Source organism: Paenarthrobacter sp. E2MeOHC11, from assembly GCF_058744955.1.
Map to the genome: position 1 here is coordinate 4,861,979 of NZ_CP196673.1, position 19,597 is coordinate 4,881,575.

General features: G+C 62.5%; 10 protein-coding genes and 1 pseudogene. 10 read left to right on the forward strand and 1 reads right to left on the reverse strand.

Going from position 1 to position 19,597, the window contains the following annotated elements:
• Positions 1-2: 2 nt before the first annotated feature.
• The 8 genes from ACSSVG_RS22495 (at position 3) to ACSSVG_RS22530 (ending at position 6,768) form a co-directional block, all read left to right on the forward strand.
• On the forward strand, positions 3-1,448 hold the full coding sequence (locus ACSSVG_RS22495) for a DUF4389 domain-containing protein (protein ID WP_492416424.1): 1,446 nt from the start codon (positions 3-5) through the stop codon (positions 1,446-1,448).
• 107 nt (positions 1,449-1,555) lie between these two features.
• Entirely contained in the window at positions 1,556-2,068 is a 513-nt protein-coding gene (locus ACSSVG_RS22500) for a hypothetical protein (RefSeq protein WP_231340655.1), read from the forward strand.
• Complete coding sequence (locus ACSSVG_RS22505) at positions 2,043-2,513, forward strand: pyridoxamine 5'-phosphate oxidase family protein (protein WP_231340656.1); 471 nt, start codon at positions 2,043-2,045, stop codon at positions 2,511-2,513. The genes ACSSVG_RS22500 and ACSSVG_RS22505 overlap by 26 nt, the downstream gene beginning before the upstream one ends.
• Before the next feature lie 24 nt (positions 2,514-2,537).
• Complete coding sequence (locus ACSSVG_RS22510) at positions 2,538-3,494, forward strand: ABC transporter ATP-binding protein (protein ID WP_492416427.1); 957 nt, start codon at positions 2,538-2,540, stop codon at positions 3,492-3,494.
• A gap of 62 nt (positions 3,495-3,556) precedes the next feature.
• On the forward strand, positions 3,557-4,669 hold the full coding sequence (locus tag ACSSVG_RS22515) for an ABC transporter permease (protein ID WP_492416428.1): 1,113 nt from the start codon (positions 3,557-3,559) through the stop codon (positions 4,667-4,669).
• On the forward strand, positions 4,666-5,832 hold the full coding sequence (locus ACSSVG_RS22520) for an ABC transporter permease (RefSeq protein ID WP_492416430.1): 1,167 nt from the start codon (positions 4,666-4,668) through the stop codon (positions 5,830-5,832). The genes ACSSVG_RS22515 and ACSSVG_RS22520 overlap by 4 nt, the downstream gene beginning before the upstream one ends.
• Positions 5,829-6,170 carry a DUF5655 domain-containing protein gene (locus ACSSVG_RS22525; RefSeq protein WP_231340661.1) on the forward strand — a complete coding sequence of 114 codons (342 nt, stop codon included), beginning with the start codon at positions 5,829-5,831 and terminating at the stop codon, positions 6,168-6,170. Before ACSSVG_RS22520 ends, ACSSVG_RS22525 begins: the two co-directional genes overlap by 4 nt.
• A gap of 127 nt (positions 6,171-6,297) precedes the next feature.
• Positions 6,298-6,768 carry a GyrI-like domain-containing protein gene (locus tag ACSSVG_RS22530; protein WP_231340662.1) on the forward strand — a complete coding sequence of 157 codons (471 nt, stop codon included), beginning with the start codon at positions 6,298-6,300 and terminating at the stop codon, positions 6,766-6,768.
• A gap of 190 nt (positions 6,769-6,958) precedes the next feature.
• Here the strand turns inward: ACSSVG_RS22530 and ACSSVG_RS22535 are convergent.
• A pseudogene (locus tag ACSSVG_RS22535) lies at positions 6,959-8,263 on the reverse strand (catalase); the annotation flags it as partial.
• A 316-nt stretch (positions 8,264-8,579) separates the two neighbouring features.
• Between ACSSVG_RS22535 and ACSSVG_RS22540 the strand changes: the two are divergent.
• A complete protein-coding gene (locus ACSSVG_RS22540; protein ID WP_231340663.1) occupies positions 8,580-8,870 on the forward strand; it encodes a hypothetical protein in 291 nt (96 codons plus the stop codon).
• Positions 8,871-9,018: 148 nt separating this feature from the next.
• Positions 9,019-19,539 (forward strand): amino acid adenylation domain-containing protein, encoded by a 10,521-nt coding sequence (locus tag ACSSVG_RS22545; protein ID WP_492416433.1) that lies wholly within the window; start codon positions 9,019-9,021, stop codon positions 19,537-19,539.
• Positions 19,540-19,597 lie beyond the last annotated feature (58 nt).

Genomic DNA, 19,597 nt, shown 5'->3' on the forward strand with positions numbered 1-19,597 from the left:
CCATGAAAAAACCAGGTCATGTTGTCCTCCTCATTGTCGGCATTGTTCTGTCTTTGGTCGGCTTCACGTTGGCCGCGGCAGGTGCGGTAGCGACATGGCTTGCCTCTTCCCAAAACGACGGATCATTCTTCACCTCCCCAACAGAGCGGTACACGGTTTCGTCCCGGGCATTGGTCTCCCCCCAACTCGATGCGGTGGGCGAGGGCACGCCCGAAAGGCTTCCCTTCGACGTCGGAACCCTCAGGCTCCGTGCCTCCGCGACGGAAGCCGGGCGTGAAGTCTTCATTGGCATTGCACCCCAGAACGAGGTGGACGCATACCTTGCAGGGGTGCACCACACTGAGTTGCGTGAAGTGAAGTTCCAACCCTTCCGGCCCGTTTACACGGACATTCCAGGATCATCCACCCCTGCAACGCCCGGTGCGCAACAGTTCTGGGCAGCCTCGGCCTCCGGAACGGGCGAGCAGGAACTCACGTGGAACATCGCCCCCGGTAATTGGACTGTGGTGGTGATGAACGCTGACGCCAGCGGTGGCGTCTCCGCAGATCTGCAGGCCGGTTTCCGTTCTGACCTCATGAGGCCTGCCGCAATGGGCCTGTTGTTCGCCGGCATCCTGGCCATCCTTATCGGCGTTCCGCTGTTGGTGTTGGGCGCCGTAGGTCTGGGCCGTGGCGGAGGATCACCGGGGCAACCCCCTTCGACATCACCGGCAGCGCGAGGACCCGCACCGGTAAGCGCCCTTAACTCTCCGCTTCATTTCACCGGCCAGCTGGACGCCGCATTGTCGCCGTGGCTGTGGCTGGTGAAATGGTTCCTCGCCATCCCCCATTTCTTCGTGCTGTTTTTCCTCTGGTTCGCGTTCGCCGTCACCAGCATCATTGCTTGGTTCGCCATCCTTATTACTGGCCGCTACCCGCTGTCCCTCTTTCATTTCAATGTCGGCGTCCTCCGATGGAACTGGCGCGTGGCCTTCTATGCCTACGCCGCAGGCGGGACCGATCACTATCCTCCGTTCAGCCTCTCCCGGACGGACTACCCGGCGAACGTGGAGGTGGTTTATCCGGCCCGCCTCTCCCGGGGCCTGGTTCTTGTAAAGTCCTGGTTGCTGCTCATACCGCACCTGTTGATCGTGGGGGCGTTCACAGGAACGGCGACGTGGGCTTGGAGAACCGAGGACGGACCCGCCGGCGTGATCAACGATCGCGGCGGCGGACTGTCCTTGCTGGGTCTGCTGGTCCTCATCGCTTTGGTAATCCTGTTGTTTACCGGCAGCTACCCGCGACCCCTGTTCGCCTTCATCATGGGCATCAACCGATGGGTGTACCGCGTGCTCATCTACGGAGCCCTGCTGCGCGACGAATATCCGCCGTTCCGTCTGGATCAGGGTGCCTTCGATCCCGAGCAACTGCAGCCCCCAAACGCTGACGGAAGGGCCGGCCTGCAGTGAATGACGACGAGCCAGCAGTAACCCCCGACGTCGGCGTGTCGGTGTAGTTGCTTCCGTTGCGGTAGCTGCGGACAACGTTTTCGACACACCATCATTTAGGAGGAACCATGACTCGAGGGATGCTTCTGACCGTGCAAGCATTGGTCGCGTTGACATCGATTGCCGGCGGCTTGGTCATGGCCATCGGATCGTGGCCGGGAGTGGACAAGAGCGTTTTGCCGCCGGAAATCCAGCTACCGGTCGAATACCTGGACGGGTCACCCTTCAGCAGCTACCTGGTCCCGGGGCTTCTGCTGGCCGTCATCGTCGGGGGCTCACACACGGTGGCCTTCGTCCTGCTCTTCCGTCGACGTGGATTGGCATCCATGGCGGCCGCCACGGCGGGATATTCCATCCTCGTGTGGATCTTCGTCCAAATGGCCCTGATCCCGTTCAGCGCCCTGCAGGCGGCCTACTTCGGAGCGGGTTTGGCGGAAGTAGGTTTGCTCCTGCTTTTGCTTGGAGTAGCCTCGCCACACCCGGCCACAGACACTGGGTTGCAGGCTGGGCCTTTGGGCCCTGTTGGGGACCGAAAAGCGGCCGTAGGATCTCCGCATGAGCGACAAAAACATAGTGCCTGAGGCAGAAGTACTTGAAACGGAAGATTGCTGGAGGCTCCTCGGCGAGGCCAACGTTGGACGACTTTCTGTGATCGTCAACGGCCACCCTGATATCTTTCCCGTGAACTTCGCCGTGGATAACAACACTGTGGTTTTCAGGACCGGGCCGGGAACCAAACAGTGGGCCATGGAGGATGACGCCGTGGTAGCAATCGAAGCGGACTCCGTGAGCGCCGAGTTCGGTATCGCCTGGAGCGTTGTGGTGAAAGGCGGCGTTGAAGAAGCAGGATCGGAGGGCCCCCGTCTTGACGAAATCAGGCGTGCCCTCTTCCCGTGGCAGGGAGTGGCCCAGGACCACCTCTTCAGGATCGTTCCGGATTCAGTAACCGGGAGACGATTCGACCTTTCAGCGCCGATGTCGCTTCGGACTCCACTCAACGACGCAACACGGGCCGGCCTGGAATAGTCCGGTGCGCCCTTGAAGAATCAGGTGGCACCTCCTCGCACCGGAACAGTCCTGTCAGCAGACCGGCTCGTCAAGAGATTCGGTGACCTGACCGCCGTCGACGACGTCTCCTTCGCCATCCGCCCCGGCGAGACTTACGGCCTCCTGGGCCCGAACGGTGCCGGAAAGACCACCATTATCAACATGGTCGCCGGCCTGATCCCCGCCGATTCCGGGTCAGTAGACGTGGCCGGCACCCGGATGGACCCTGCGGGAACTGCGGCAAAGCGCCATCTGGGGCTGGTGCCTCAAGAGCTCGCCATTTATCCGGATCTGTCGGCCCGCGAAAACCTGAACTTCTTCGGCAGGCTCCAAGGACTGGGGCGGAAAGAACTGGCCTCCAGGGTGGACTCAGTCCTGGATCTCCTCGGGCTGGCCGAACGTGCGGGTGAGCAAACCAAAAAGTACTCCGGTGGAATGAAGCGTCGTTTGAACATTGGTATCGGTCTGCTGCACCGCCCCGGATTGCTGATCCTCGACGAACCGACGGTTGGTGTCGACCCGCAGTCCCGCAACTCAATTCTTGAGGCGGTGGGAAACCTGTCATCGGAGGGTACGGCTGTCCTTTACACGACCCACTACATGGAAGAGGCCGAGCGCCTCTGTGATCGGATTGCCATTCTTGATCAGGGCCGGGTCCAGGCCGAAGGAACCAGGGACGAGCTCATCACGCTAACCGGCGGAGTGGACCGGATCAGCCTTGTGGGGACGGGTCGGACCACGGCAGCCGCTGAAGCACTTGGGTCACTCGACGGCGTTCATCGCGTCACCGATTCAGGGGGAACCGAGTTGATCCTCACCGTCACGGACGGGGCCGCCCTGCTTGCAGGGATTGTCACCACTGCCGCCCGATCAGGAATGACGCTGGCATCGGTATCCGTGACACGTCCGGATCTCGAATCGGTCTTCCTGCATTTAACCGGCAAAGCGCTCAGGGATTGACCGTGCGAGCGCTGTGGACCATGGTCGGCAATGATTTTCGTCAACGGCTGAGGGACAAATCGGTGCTCATCTTCTCACTCATCGTCCCGTTGGCACTGATGGGCGTGCTGAGCCTGGCTTTTGGCCGACTGGGTACCGGCAGCGTCGACCTGCAACCAGCCACGGTCGTAGTGAGCGTCGAAGACTCCGGCCCGCTCGGAGCTGCACTGCTGGACTCGCTTGGGTCGGTCGAGGCCATGAAGGTCACTGTCCGTGAGGTGCCAGCGGATGCCGTGAGCTCCGAAACCCGCACTACCGGTGCCGCCTTGGGAATCGTTATCCCGGCCGACTTCAGTTCCGCCTTGGCTACAGGGCAGCCGTCCACGCTCCAACTTATCGAAGGCAGCGGGTCCGTCCTCGAGACGAGTGTCCTGATCTCGATCGTCACCGGAATCGTAGACCAGTTCACCGCTGCGTCAGTTACGGAGGCGGCCGCAAGACTGGGTGGAGTCCCCCCTGATGCGGCGGCAGCCATTGGGCGGATCGCGGTGGCCGGCGAACCGATTCTCCATATCACGGAAGGAACCGCGCCAGCTGGGCAGTTGTCGCTTCGAGCCGGTTTGGTCGCCGGACAAACGGGGTTGTTTCTTTTGTTCACGGTGGGGTTCGGTGTCCTTGGACTGTTGGCGGAGAAGGAACAAGGAACCCTCGGCCGGATCAGGTCCACCGCTGTGCCGCAATGGACCATTGTCGCCGCTAAAGCGGCTGTTGGCTTTTCACTGGGAGTCGCCGCCAGTGCCGTGCTGCTTGCCAGCGGCACGCTCCTTTTCGGCGTTGACTTCGGGTCCCCCGCCGTTGTGGTCTTGCTGGTCCTCGCCGCAGCGGCCGCAGCCACCAGCTTGACCTTCATTGTGGCTAAGGTGGTTCGGACAGCCGAACAAGCCAATGTGGCGCAATCCATTGTTGCCATGGTGTTGGGTATAGCGGGAGGTGCATTCTTTCCCATCCAAGCGTCAGGTTTCATGGCGGTCCTGATGGATCTGAACCCGGTGGGTGCGTTCATCCGGGGCCTGGGAATCTCGGCCGGCGGCGGCGGCGTCGCCGAAGTCGCCGTGCCGTTGATGACGATGTGGGGATTCGCGGTTGTGTGCGTCCTCGTCTCCCGTTTCCTGCCGGACCGGGGCGCCAAGACGTGAAAGTGATCTTCGCCATCGCCGGCGTGGAAGTGCGGCGCTTCCTGCGGGACCGATCCAACATCTTCTTCGTCTTCATCTTCCCGCTCCTGTTGATTCTGTTGTTGGGCACCCAGTTCGGCTCCAGCAACAGCGAAACCCGGGTTGCATTGGGCGGTGGTTCCGGCACGGTTCTGGAATCGTCGATATCGGAACAGTTGGAAGCCGACGGCATGCAGGTGGAATCCGGTACTGCGCAAGTGGTGCGCGAACAACTGGGGCGCGGAAGGGCCGACGTCGGGGTCATCATCAGCCCCGAAGCGGCAGCCGCGTTCAATGACGGACGCGTAGCGGATCTGGAAATTCTGACGGCATCGCAGGCTTCGGCCCAAGCGGCATTGCAGGAGGTCAAGGGCTCCCTGATGGCCATCAGCGTGCGGCACAGCCAGCGCGCCGCCTTGGAACAGACAGGCCTGCCGGCAGAGGCCGCGGCATCCGCCTTGGCCCAGGCGAAAGAAGCCGTTCAGGCACCCCGGGTAGACGTTGTGGACACCGACAACACCTCCCAGGAGTTCCGCGGACTCGGAGTCTTCGATCTTGGGGCGGTACAGCAACTGCTGCTGTTCATCTTCCTCAGTTCCCTCACCGGTGCCGCCACGCTGATCCAGGCCCGCCGGTTCGGCGTCATCCCGCGAACCATGGCGGCACCTGTGACCAGCGGTCAGACGATCATCGGCCAGGCAGCAGGAAGGTTTGGGATCGCCTCGGTTCAAGGTGCATACATCCTGGTTGGTACGGCTCTGCTCTTCGGCGTCGATTGGGGCAACCTCTGGCTCACCGCACTGGTACTTCTGGCTTTCAGTGCGGTAGCGGCCGCAGCGGCCATGATTATCGGCTCGCTCTTGGATCACGACGGCGCCGCAACAGGGATCGGCATAGGCGCAGGTCTCGTACTGGCTGGTCTGGGCGGCTGCATGGTGCCACCGGAGTTCTTCGCCGAACCACTCCAGTCAATATCGTGGCTCACCCCTCACCGGTGGGCATATGACGCCCTGGCCGCCATCCAGCGGCGGGACGCCTCCTTTTCCGACATCCTGCCTGGCCTGGGCGTTCTGGCAGGGATGGCCGCGGCTCTCCTTTTTTGTGGTGCGTGGCTCCTTCGGCGCAGCCTCCGAAGGGCGCTATGACCACGGTCCTGCCCACGGATGCTGTTGCCTTCTTCAACGGATCCCCTCAAGGTCTCGCGATCTGTGAGGCCGTCTTTGCCATCGCCGGTGGACTCGGTGATTTTCAGGTCCACGTCTCCAAGAGCCAGGTCGCCCTACGGCGGCATCGTGGGTTTGCGTACTTGTGGCGACCGTACAAGTACGTCCATTCGGGGGTACCGGCCGTGTTGTCGTTGGCGTTGCCCTATAAGCTCGACTCCCCAAGGTTCAAAGAAATAGCTCATCCTGCTCCTTCCGTGTGGATGCATCACGTGGAACTCCACAACTCCGCCTTGGTCGACGCCGAGGTTGCGAAGTGAATCAAGGAGGCCTTTGAGACGGCATAGTTGCCACGAACCGAACGTTTGCGTCGCGCCTGCCAGCTTGTCCCGGTTTTAGAGTCGTTCGGCCCTACTAACAGCAGCCCGATCGGGGAAGTCTTGCAGTATGAGCATCCTCGACCAGCAACCCGCCCTGATTCGAACCTCCGAGCAACCCACTGCAGTGCTCCGCGAGCGGGTCCCCATGGCGAAATTGACGGAATTCTTCGGCCGCGCATTTGGCGCTGCCATGGCGGCCGTCCAAGCCCAGAACGCCAGCCCCACGGGACCCCCGTTCGCCATGTACCACGGGATGCCAACCGACTCCGTCGACGTAGAGGCCGGCTTCCCCGTGACACCGAATTTCTCCGCTGCCGGAGAGGTTATCAGCGGAATGTTGCCGGAGTCGGACGCCCTCGAAGCTGTGCATAAGGGACCTTACGACACCCTTGAGCAGACGTACGCGCTCATCCTCGAGCGAATGAGTGCGGAAGGTTTAACACCCTCAGACACCATGTGGGAGTTCTATATGAGTGACCCCGAAAAGGAACCGGACCCTGCCAAGTGGCAGACGCGAGTTGTCTGGCCCGTCATCTGAGCAGCCCGGACACTCCCGATCATGAGAATCCCAGCGAATAGCCTGCGAAAAGGCGGGCGGGGGCACCACGTGAATCACCGGGCAGCCACCGTTCATGGAGGACGCTCCCAGGACCTTGGAAAACTGCAGTTGGTGGTCAAGGTGGAGTCGGCTTTCCCGGCTGCGTGCATCATTGTCCGCGGACAAATTTCAACCCAGTCTGGTGCATCCCGTCCCGCAGCATGTCATTAACCGGTGCGTGGGGACGATTGATGGGAATTTGGGCGAAGTTCGGTCCTCCAAGCCGTGAAATCTGCGTGTCCAGGTATGAGAACAGGCGGACCTGGAGCAGCGGATCATTAGTGACATCGATGCCTGGGACGAGGTGTCCCGGGTGGAAGGCTACCTGCTCGGTCTCGGCAAAGTAGTTGGTCGGGTTGGCGTTCAGCGTCATCAGCCCGATCGGCTGAACCGGAGCCAGTTCCTCAGGGATGAACTTGGTGGGATCCAGAAGGTCGATACCTTCAAACATTTGATCTTCAGTGTCCGGGAACGTCTGGATGCCAAGCTCCCACTGCGGGTACGCACCTGATTCGATCGCATCGGCCAGATCACGACGGTGGAAATCGGGATCCATGCCGTTAATAATCTGGGCCTCCTCCCACACCAATGAGTGAACACCCAACTTCGGCTTCCAGTGGAATTTGACCAGAGTGGTCTTACCTGCAGCATCCACCAACCGGAAGGTGTGGACGCCGAACCCTTCCATGGTCCGGTAGGAACGGGGAATTCCGCGGTCCGACATATTCCACATCGTGTGGGCTTGCGCTTCGGTATGCAACGAAACAAAATCCCAGAACGTGTCGTGCGCACTCTGAGCCTGCGGGATTTCCCTGTCAGGATGCGGTTTCCCCGCGTGGATGAGGTCCGGGAACTTGATGCCGTCCTGAATGAAGAAGACAGGAATGTTATTCCCCACCAGGTCGTAGGTACCCTCATCCGTGTAGAACTTCGTGGAAAAGCCACGCGTGTCACGGACCGCATCAGCGGACCCCCTGGATCCCAAGACAGTGGAAAACCTCACGAACACCGGGGTTTCCACATCCGGCGCAAGGAACCCTGCCCTGGTGATTTTCGAAGCCGTGCCGTAGGAGCGGAACGTTCCATGCGCCCCGGCTCCCCTGGCGTGAACCACGCGCTCCGGAATTCTCTCGTGATCAAAGTGAGTGATCTTCTCACGCAAGTGATAGTCTTGGAGCAAAATCGGGCCCCGTGGTCCGGCTTTCAAGGAATGGTCTGTATCTCCCAGCCTCAGGCCCTGGGCCGTTGTCAGGTACTGGCCGGACTGGGCACGTGAGTTTTCGGGGGCGCCGCTGGGGCTCCCTGTCGCTGACACGGCCTCGGGACCCTGCTGATCAGGCTTCGGCGACAACGGCTCACGGGCCACTGTGGGTTCTTCAACGGCTGGTCGCTCAATCGATGGAGCCCCTGGAATCTTGATGTCCTCAACTGGCACTGCGCGTTCTCCTCGCTATTGATCGGCACATCGACTGCTGCACTCCACCAAAAAAGATAAGCCTCCTTAGTACCCTAGGGGCCGATGCTCCTCCTTGCAAACATCAGTGGGGCCGAACAGCGCAGTTTCTGCAATCCGCGGCCAGAGTAAGAACTCGGAGCGACCCGGCAGCTCTTGGGCATCCATGCTGACGTCGCGTCCTGCCGAAGAGTGAAGAATCTCCATTCCCATCCACGACGGTGGCAGCTCCGAATCACTGATGGCGCGACACCCTGTGACGCGCGGACAACATTTGCTACGTAATGGAGAAGACCCCGTGAACAAGCCCACCAAGAACACCGCCCGCATCGCAGTCGGAACAGTCCTTGCAGCCTCCGCCTTCGCCCTCGCTTCTCTCCCTGCACAAGCAGCGACAGCAACCCCCATCCCAACGCCGGAAACCGGTGCCACAGCCCTCTCCGACGCCGGCTTCCTCAACGGTGGCATCCTGAACGGCTTCCTGACCGAAGGAATTCTGAACGGCGGGCTCATCAACGGGCCGCTCATCAATGGGCCCCTTGTTGACGGCAATGTGCTGGGCCCTCTCCAGCTCGGCCAGTTCCAGTAGCAGAACCCACTCCCTCTTCCCACCAGACGAGATTCCCACCCCACGAGCGCCACTTCGTCAAGACGTTGGCCTCGCAACCTTGACGCGGCAGTCCTGATTCCCAGGACTGCCGCTGCTTTCCCACACCTCCCCACTGCAGAGAAGGACTATGAACTCCCCTATCCCCGCTTCCCCTGACCAGCCCGGCATTCCGGAGCACCAGGCACCGGCCCGGATGGGTTTAACCGCTGCACAGCGAGGAATCTGGTACGCGCAACGTTTGGCGAACGGCAGCCCGATGTATCAAATTGGGCAGTTCATCGAAATCAACGGTCCGTTGGACGTGCCCCGTCTGGAGAAGGCGGTGGCTCGGGCAGTGTCGGAAACGCCCGCCTTGAACCTGGCATTCGGCGAGGACGACGACGGCCCCTTCCAGTACGCAGAAACTGCCGAGGCCGCCGTGCAATTCACCGATCTGAGCGGTTGCGGGAACGAAACGACGCGCGAACAAACCGCACGCGAGCTGATGGACTCGGACATGGCGCAAGTACGGACAGTGGAGGACGGCAGGCTGCTTCACACCGAGATCATCAGGATCTCCGGAACCAGACACTTCTTCTACCAACGCGTCCACCACCTGCTCCTCGATGGATATTCCGCCGTGCTGGTACTGCGCCGTGTCGCCGCAGTCTATGAGGCACTGAGCGCCGCCAAGGATATGGACGACGCCCTGATCCTCGATTTTGGCGCGCTTGATGAACTCATTACGGAGGACCATGAATACCAGGACTCCGCAGGGGCAGCAGCCGACGCCGCCTATTGGCGACGCGAACTCGACGACGAACGGACTCCCGCCGGACTCGCCGGCCGCCCCTCGGGAACGGCCGACGCGCTGCTGCGTTCCACCCAGACGCTCTCCCAGTCCGCAGTCGACGCACTCCAAGCAGCGTCCGGCAGCGCGCCGGCGTTGATTCTGACGGCCATGTCACTGTATCTGCACCGGATGACCGGCGAACCGCATGTATCCCTCGCGCTGCCCGTGACAGCGCGACGAGGCAAGCTGGCCAAGTCCACGCCGTCCATGCTGTCCAATATCGTCCCGATCCGGCTGGACATCACTCCGGGAACCACCGTGGAGGACATGGTGGCCGCCACGGGCGGAAAGCTGCGCGGCGCCCTGATCCATCAGCGCACCCGATACGAGTCCATGAGCAGCCAGGGCAGTTACCTGGGACCATCGGTAAATATCCTTCCGGTACTTGATGACATCGCCTTTGGCGAGGCAACCGGCACCATGCACATCCTGTCCACTGGGCCCATCGATGACCTATCCGTCATCGTCCACGGGCTGGGCCACGCAGCCTCGGGTGGTGTGACAGTACAGTTCGCCGCGAATGCCGGGCTCTATAGCCAATCGGGCCTGGACCAGCACCTGATGCGGTTTGTGCGGCTGCTTGGTGAGCTTCTGGCCAGCCCGAACGGTCCGACGGCGGCACTGACAGTCACGTCGACGGCGGAAGAGCAGTCGCTGCTCGCCGAGGGAGATGCCGAGTCAGTGGACCTGCCGGGCCATACGGTTGTTGAGGAGTTCCAGTCGGTCGCCGCAGCTGCTCCCGAGCGGATCGCCGTCGTCGCGTCTGACGGTTCCCTGACATTTGCAGAGGTGGAGCGGCGCTCCAACCAGCTATCCCGGTTCCTCCGCGAGCGCGGAGCAGGGCCGGGCAGAACCGTCGCCGTCCGGCTGGATCGCAGCGTTCTGCTTCCTGTTGCCATCCTGGCCATCTTGAAGGCCGGTGCCGCTTATGTTCCGCTCGACCCCGACTACCCGGCGGGCCGCGTGGAGGGGATGTTGGAGGACGCGGCCCCCGTCATTTTGGTCACAGAAACGGCCTTGACTGGTGACACCGACCAAGGAAAGCCGCTGACCAGCATTCCCGTGACGGTCTTGGATTCCGCGATGACTGCTGTGTCCTTGGACAGACACGACTCGACGCCCTTGGCACCCATCGCCGTCCAGCATGATCTTGCCTACGTGATCTTCACGTCAGGTTCCACAGGCCGTCCAAAGGGCGTTGGCGTGGAGCATCTGGCGCTCCTGAACCTGTTCACTTCCCACCGGGAGAGGATTTTTGACCCCGCCACGGCAAGGCTCGGCCGTTACTTGCGCGTGGCCCACACCGCGGGGTTGTCCTTTGACGCTTCCTGGGATCCCATTCTGTGGCTTCTGGCCGGGCATGAGTTGCATATGGTGGACAACCAGACCCGTCGTGATCCCGAGGCCCTTAGCCTGTTCCTGGCCAACAAGGGAATCGACTCGATCGAAACAACACCCTCCTTTGCCAAGGCCCTGCTGGCGAGCGGGCTCTTCGACCGGGACGCCCACCCCTCCGTTGTTGCGCTGGGAGGGGAAGCCGTGGACCCGGCCACATGGCGGGAGTTGGCGGCCCATGATGGCGTTGTGGCCTATAACTTCTACGGCCCTACCGAAACCACCGTGGACTCGCTGACTGCCGTGATGGAACCGGGCACGGATGTCACCCTCGGAGGATCGGTAGCCAACAGCCGGCATTACATCCTTGATTCGGGCCTCAACCCGGTGCCCTCCAATGCCATCGGAGAGCTCTATGTTGCGGGGCCGAACCTCGCCCGCGGTTACCTTGACCAACCTGGGCTGAGTGCCGGGAAGTTCGTGGCTGATCCCTTCGTTGGGGACGGCTCGCGCATGTACCGCACGGGCGATGTGGTGCGTCGATTGGACGATGGCACCTTGCAGTTCCTTGGTCGCATGGACCAGCAGGTCAAGATCCGTGGGTTCCGTATTGAACTTGCCGAGATTGAAGAGGTCCTGCGCGGTATCCCAGGGGTTGCCCAAGCCGCGGTGACCGTGGCGAAGAACAAGGCCGGCTACGACCAACTCCTCGCCTACGTCACTGCTGGCAACCCAGGGCAGGAAACCGAAGGGAGCGGGGCAACGCAGCCCCTTGACTCGTCCGCCATCCGCAAGGCGGCACGCAGGACATTGCCCGACTACATGGTGCCCGCAGCCGTGACCGTCATGGATTCCATCCCGTTAACTGCCAATGGCAAGCTTGACACCCGGGCCTTGCCAACCCCGGGACAGGAAGCACCCACCACCCAACCGCGCACGCCTGCAGAACTTGTGGTAGCTGAAGCCTTCCGCGAGATCCTCGGCCTGGAAGCAGTGGGACTCGAGGACGACTTCTTCGAGCTTGGGGGCCACTCACTACTGGCCACGCGGTTGGCTGCTTTCCTTCGGGATGCCACGGGCAGCGCACCGGCCCTGCGTACCATCTTCGAGCAGCCCACAGTAGAGGGACTAGCTGCAGCCTTGGAAAGCGACGGCTCGTCCACTCCCGAGCTGGCCGTTAGGGAACGGCCAGCGATGATCCCCCTGTCCTTTGCGCAACGCAGGCTTTGGTTCCTTAACCGCCTGGATCACGAGTCCGGTGCCTACAACATCCCGATCGTCCTCACACTCAAGGGTCGCCTGGACGTGGATGCCTTGGAGGCGGCACTTGCCGACGTTATCTCCCGGCATGAGACTTTGCGCACCATCTTTCCTTGGTCCGACGGTGAACCGCACCAGGACATCCTGCCTGCCGGTGAAGCGCCGCTAAAACTCCTGGCAGTCCAGTGCGACGAGGACAACCTGGACCGGGCACTGCAGACAGAAACACGGCGTGGCTTCGACATCACCACCGAACTTCCTGTTCGAGCAGTCCTGTTCCAACGGGCACCGGACCACCACGTCCTGGCGGTTACCCTGCACCATGTTGCTGCGGACGGCTGGTCGCTGTCGCCCCTCGCCCGGGACCTTTCCCAGGCCTACAGCGAACATTTGGACGGAGCCACGGCGCCCACCACTGGGCTGCCCGTCCAGTACGCCGACTACACCTTGTGGCAACGGGAAGCCCTGGGGCACGAAGACGACCCTTCGAGCCCAATTTCGCGGCAGCTGGAATTCTGGTCACGAGAGCTCAAGGGATCCCCGGAGGAGCTTCAGCTGCCCTACGACTTCCCCCGCGGAACCCGCGAAGGTGACTTCCCGACGTCGTCGATTCCCTTGCAACTGGATGCCGCCACATCGTCGGGCTTGAAAGCACTGGCCAAGACGCACAACGCCAGCCTCTTCATGGTGCTGCAGGCCGCCCTGGCCGCTCTTCTGACAAAGTCTGGCGCGGGCGAGGACATCCCGCTCGGCACGCCGGTTGCCGGGCGGACAGACACCCAACTGAATGACTTGGTGGGCTTCTTCGTCAACACCTTGGTGCTGCGGACCAATACGTCAGGGAATCCTACGGCCGCGGAGCTCGTGGAGAGCGTTCGCTACACCAACCTGCACGCCTACGGCAACCAGGACGCCCCATTCGAACGCGTGGTGGAAGCGCTCAATCCAACGCGGTCGCACCACCGCCACCCCTTGTTCCAAGTGATGCTGACTCTGCAAAACACCCCCGACGCCGTGCTGGCCATGACGGGCTTGGACGCCTCGGCGGACTTGGGCAGGGAGCCGGGCGGTGCGAAATTCGACCTTCTCCTGGACCTGGCCGAACGGGACGGTGACGTCATCGCAGGATCCCTCGCCTACAACCCGGCGCTCTTCGAACGCAGCACAGTGGAACGGCTGGTTGCCGGTTTTGAGCTGGTTGCCGGACAGTTCGCCAAGGACTCCGACGTCAGCCTGGACCGGTTGCAGATACAGAGCCCGGCCGACCACGCAGCTGTCATGGCGCACAGCGACGCCACCCATCACGACGGGCAGTGGGCCACCATCCTGGAGTCTTTCGCGGAGACAGTCGTCCTGCGTCGGTCAAAAACGGCCGTGGTGGCTGGAGGGACCTCCTGGACCTTCGGCCAACTTCAGGAACGAGCAAACACCATGGCCAAGGGGCTCATCGTCCAAGGCGTACGTCCAGGCGACCGCGTGGCGGTAGCCATCAGCCGATCAGCCGACATCGCCGCCGCCGCCGTTGCCGTGTTCGCTGCGGGTGCGGTCTACGTCCCCATCGATCTTTCCTACCCCAAGGAACGGATCCGTATGATCCTGGAGGACAGCAGCCCAGCGGTGGTGATCGTTGACGATGACGCGCGCAGCGGCGTCGGACCTGCCGTTGCCGTTACACTTTCGGGCCTGCTGACGACCGGCGCAAGGGTGGCGGGTACCGCCCCTGAGGATCGCATGCCGAAAGCCGAAGACCTTGCCTACGTGTTGTACACCTCTGGTTCAACAGGACGGCCGAAGGGGGTGGCTGTGACGCATGCCGCCTTGGCCAACCTGTACGCACACCACCACCGCACGCTCTACGGCCCTCGCTTCGAGGTGGCCGGAAATGAGCCTGTCTCCGTTGCACATATCGCCGGACTGGGCTTTGATGCCGCCTGGGATCCGATGCTTTGGATGGTTGCCGGTGCTGAGCTGCACCTGGTGGCCGATGAGGAACGCAACGACGCCGAAAGTCTCACTCGATACTGCCTCAACCATGGGATCAGCGTCCTGGAAACCACGCCGTCATACGCCACACAGCTGCTGCAGTATGGCCTGCTGGATCACCAACGCGATCAACCGCTGATCCTCATCCTCGGCGGCGAGGCCGTGTCCGGCGCTCTCTGGGAACGACTGGCCAAGGACCCTTCCGTCCAGGCATTGAACTTCTACGGCCCCACTGAGTTCACCGTTGATTCGGTCATGGCGGCAATTTCCGGCCCTGCACCGGTAATTGGCCGGCCCGCCGGAAACATCTCGGCGTTCGTTCTTGATGCGTACCTGCAGCCAGTTCCGTCCGGCGTCCCCGGAGAACTGTATCTGGCAGGCGCCGGCATGGCGCAAGGCTATGACCAACGTGCTGCCGAGACGGCCTCACGTTTCGTGGCGAATCCCTTTGGAACAGATGGAACCCGCATGTACCGCACCGGCGACGTCGTGAGGCGGGATGCCAGCGGAGTGCTTGAATTCCTTTCCCGAAGCGATGACCAAGTAAAGGTCCGCGGGTTCCGCATCGAGCTGGGGGAAGTGGAGTCGGCACTGTCCAGCCACCCCCAAGTGCAGCAGGTTGCCGTCGTCCCCGACGGCAACCCGGCCCAGCGGATGATCGCGTATGTGGTGGGCAACGTGGACAGTGCAGATTTGAGGGAGCATGCGGCAGAAAAGCTCCCCGACTACATGGTGCCTGCCATCTTCATGTCCATCCCGGCGCTGCCCTTGACCTCCCATGGCAAGCTTGACCGCACTGCCCTCCCGGCCCCTGCAGCCTCCGGGAACGGCAGCGGCCGTGAACCGTCCACACCAGAGGAACATGTCATGTCCGGAATCTTTGCTGAGGTTCTTGGGCTGGACTCCGTGGCCATGGACGACGACTTTTTTCTCCTGGGGGGCCATTCGCTCCTGGCGATCACCATCATGGGCAGGATCCGGGAAGCGTTCGGCGCCTCCCTTCCGTTGCGAACGCTCTTCGACCAGCCCACTCCGGGTGCACTGGTGGCGGCGGTCGTGTCCGAACGGCCGAACGCCTCCATGCACGACGGCGGCACTGAAGTTCACGATGATGACTCGCCGGAGCGTGGGCGAACCCTTTCGGAATGGGTCGCTTCACGCCGGACGGCCTGCCGGGGGGAACTTGGTCTCTCATTCGCCCAGCAACGCATGTGGTTCCTCAACCAACTGGATCCCGGCTCAGCGGACTACAACATTTCCCTGGCCGCAGAGCTGGAAGGCGAGGTGGATGAAAACACTCTTTCCGCTGCCATCGACGCTTTGGTAGCCCGGCACGAAATCCTCAGGACGAGCTACCCGGCAACAGCAGGCACTCCGCACCAGAAGATCCTCGCGGCAGAGGAAGCCCGTGGCCTGCTGCGCGTCATCCCGGTGCATTCCAAGGAGGAAGAAGCCAGGACACTGGCCCAGGAGGAAGGCCGTGGCTTCGACGTGACCCTCGATCTTCCTCTGCGAGCCGTGCTGCTGTGCCGCCGCTACGGCAATGCTCCGGGCTGGGTACTCCAGTTGGTGGTGCATCACATCGCAAGCGACGGTGCGTCGCTTGCGCCACTGGCCCGTGACCTGTCGGAGGCCTACGCGGCCGCACTCAAGGGAACAGTGGGCAGCCGCGCACCGCTGGCCGTCCAATATGCCGACTTCAGTGCCTGGCAGCAGGAGGAACTGGCCAAAGACGGCGCGTCAGCGCGGAAAACTGATCACTGGAGGGAGGCCCTCTCAGGAATACCTGCGGAGCTCAGCCTCCCTGCCGATCACCGCCGTCCCCGGGAAGCCCGGCAGCCTGGCAGGCACCACAACTTCCAGCTCAGCGCCTCGGCCCTTGAGGCCCTGAACTCCGTCGCGGCCCAGGCGAACGCGAGCCTGTTCATGACGCTCCACGGCGTACTGGCCGGCTTCCTGAACCGCGTAGGTGCGGGCGATGACCTGGTTGTCGGTTCCCCAACGGCCGGAAGGACTGATCCGGCGCTGGAAGAGTTGGTGGGCTTCTTCGTCAACACCCTGCCGCTGCGGATCAGTGCTGCCGGAGATCCCTCCCTGCGGGCCATGGTGGACCGTGCCAGGACCAGCGTCCTGGCCGCTTTCGACCATGACGATGTCCCCTTCGAGCGCCTGGTGGAAGTGCTGAATCCGGAACGTGAATTGGGGCGGCACCCGTTGTTCCAAACCATGCTCACTGTGGACAGCTCCCCCGCATCCATCCCGGAACTCCCAGGCGCCGTGGTCCGGCCACTGCCTGGCAACGGCTCCGGGGAAGCCAAGTTCGATCTCTCCTTCACTTTCCGCCCCGGCACCACGGGCCTTTCGGCAACGCTGGAGTACAACTCAGCAATGTTCCAGGATGAGACCATTGAACGCCTGATAACCACCTTGGTGCGTTTTGTGGAGCGCAGTACAGCCGATCCGGATACCCCCATAGCAAGGCTGGCGTTGATTGAGCCTGAGGAGGCCACCGCGTTGGAGGCGCTCACAGCGGGACGGCGTTCCGCCGTCGGGCCTCAACATGACACAGCCGACGGCATCCTGGCCGCCTTCGCCGCTACCGTCAAGAAGGTTCCGGATGCTATGGCGCTGGTGAGCGAACGCGGCGAGCAAACCTTTGCCGAGCTGGCTGGTTCAGTGGTGGCCCTGGCCACCGGGCTGGAGCAGCAGGGGCTCGCCGAGGGCGATGTTGTCTCCGTGTTCCTGCCACGGTCCGCGGGAACCATCCAGAGCCTGTTGGGAGTGATGGCCGCAGGCGCTGTCTACAACCCGATTGATACCGAGTACCCCGACGACAGGGTGGTTGCGATCCTGGAGGACGCCAGACCGTCGGTGGTTGTCACCTCCCAGCCGGTGGCCGGACGCATAGCGGCATTGCTGTCCAGGGTGGCAGCGCAGAACCCCGGAATTGCCGCTCCACGGCTGATCATGCTGCCTGAACTCTTATCCACTCCCCGTGGAGAGCATCGCGGCCCAGTCCAGGAACGCCTGAACCGTCAACCCGCGGGCCGCGGCCTCGCCTACGTGATGTTCACCTCGGGCTCTACAGGAAGGCCCAAGGGCGTGGAAGTGGGCCATGGAGCGTTGGCAGCTCTCCTGGAATCCCATCGGGAGACGCTATTTGCCGGGCTTGATCCCTGCGTCACGGGAGTCCAGCAGAAGGTCGCCCACACCACCGGAGTTGGCTTCGACGCATCGTGGGATCCCATCCTGTGGATGGTTTCCGGTCATCGACTCCACATGGTGGACGATGCCATCCGGCGTGATCCTGCAGCATTGGCCGGCTACCTTGAAGAGCACCGGATCAGTGTGCTGGAAACAACGCCCGGGTATGTCCGGCAGTTACTCAAGGAACCAGCGTTCAACCGTGTGCTGGATGGTGGCGGCACGGCGGAGGTATCCGGATTCAGCCTTGCCCTGGGAGGCGAAGCCTTCGACGCCACCCTCTGGGACGCCCTCTCCGGCAAAGAAAACGTGACCACATGGAACCTCTACGGCCCCACTGAGGCAGCGGTGGATACCCTGGCGGCGCGGGTACAGGACCACGCGGCCCCGGTGCTGGGAGCACCAACCACAGGGACCAGGCTGTACGTCCTCGACACGCTTTTGCGGCCAGCCCTTCCGGGAGTGCCAGGAGAGTTGTACATCGCAGGTCGCCAACTGGCCAACGGTTACCGCGGCCAGCCGGGCCTGACAGCCGAACGCTTCGTTGCGGATCCCTTCAGCTCCGCTGGTGAGCGAATGTACCGCACAGGCGACCTCGTAGTGCGCCATGCCGACGGGAACATGGTCTTCTCCGGACGGAACGACCAGCAAGTCAAGATCCGGGGCTTCCGCGTGGAACCCGGTGAAATCGAACAAGCGGCCGCCACCGCTGTCGGCGTCAAGGATGCCGTGGTCAGGGCAGTACCTTCAGGCGACACTATGCGCCTGGCAGCATGGGTGGTTCCGGTGGCCAAAGCCTTGGTTGATAGTCCTGACGATGCGGCGGCGTTCGCCGAAGGCGTCCGCACCCATCTGCGGGGTTTGTTGCCGGACTACATGGTGCCCGCTGCTGTGGTGGCCGTCGCCGGGATTCCGCTGACGCCGCACGGCAAGGTGGACTTTGCTGCCCTGCCGGAAGCGGCGCACGCTCCCCGCATTTCCGGCAAAGTCCCCCGGACGCCGCGTGAAGAGACCGTGGCTGCGATCTTTGCGGACATATTGTCGCTGGACAGGGCGGGAGTGGACGAATCCTTCTTCGAGTTGGGTGGGCATTCTTTCCTGGCCCAACCTTTGATAGCCAGGGTCAATGCCGCGCTGGGTACCTCCCTGCAGGTCCAGTCGCTTTTCCGGTCTCCAACGGTGGAAGGGCTCCTTCGGGAAGCTTCCCACAGCGCGGAGGACACCACGGCGGAGAGTCTGCGGCAGGTACTGCCATTGCGCACCACCGGAACCAAGGCTCCCCTGTTCGCGGTCCACCCCGCCTCAGGGATAGCGTGGGGCTACGCCTCGATGCTCGGTTCATTGGATCCCGAACGGCCCCTGATCGGACTTCAGATGCCAGGGATGGAACCGGGCGCCACTCATCGTGTCGGTGCAGAAAGCCTCACGGAACTGGCGGATTCCTACATCGCCCGGATCCGATCGATTCAGCCTTCCGGCCCCTATCATCTTCTGGGTTGGTCCTTCGGCGGTTATTTGGTCCACCGGTTGGCGACGCGGCTCCAGGAACTTGGTGAACAGGTTGCATCCTTGGCCATCATCGACGCGTTCCCCGGAACAGAGGAGAACAACGACGACGTCGGAAACGGCTCCGGGATATGGGCCGCTTATTTGGAGGCGCAGGGCTATGCACTCGACGAGGCCGACACGGTGGGGCTTGACGCAGTCCGCGCCCAGGAGATCCTGCGCCGGAACCACAATCCACTGGGTACCGTTCCGCTGGATGCCGTGGAAGCCATGGCGGAGAACTTTCCGGTGCTGGCACGGCTGATCCGGGAACAGAAGCCTGCGGTATTCGACGGCGAGCTGTTGCTCTTCCGCGCAACTGTGGGCGTTCCTGACGGAACCCCCGGGGCCTCGGCATGGGAACCCTATGTCTCCGGACGCATCACCGACATCGAGGTGCCGGACAGGCACTCACGGATGCTAAGTGATACAGCTCTCCCCGTCATCATGCCGGCTTTGGCAATCCAACTTGGGTTTGGGTCCGAATGACCTACAACGCCTCGGAACCCGGGGCACTGTTAACGCCGGAACAACCCGAAAGGTGAAT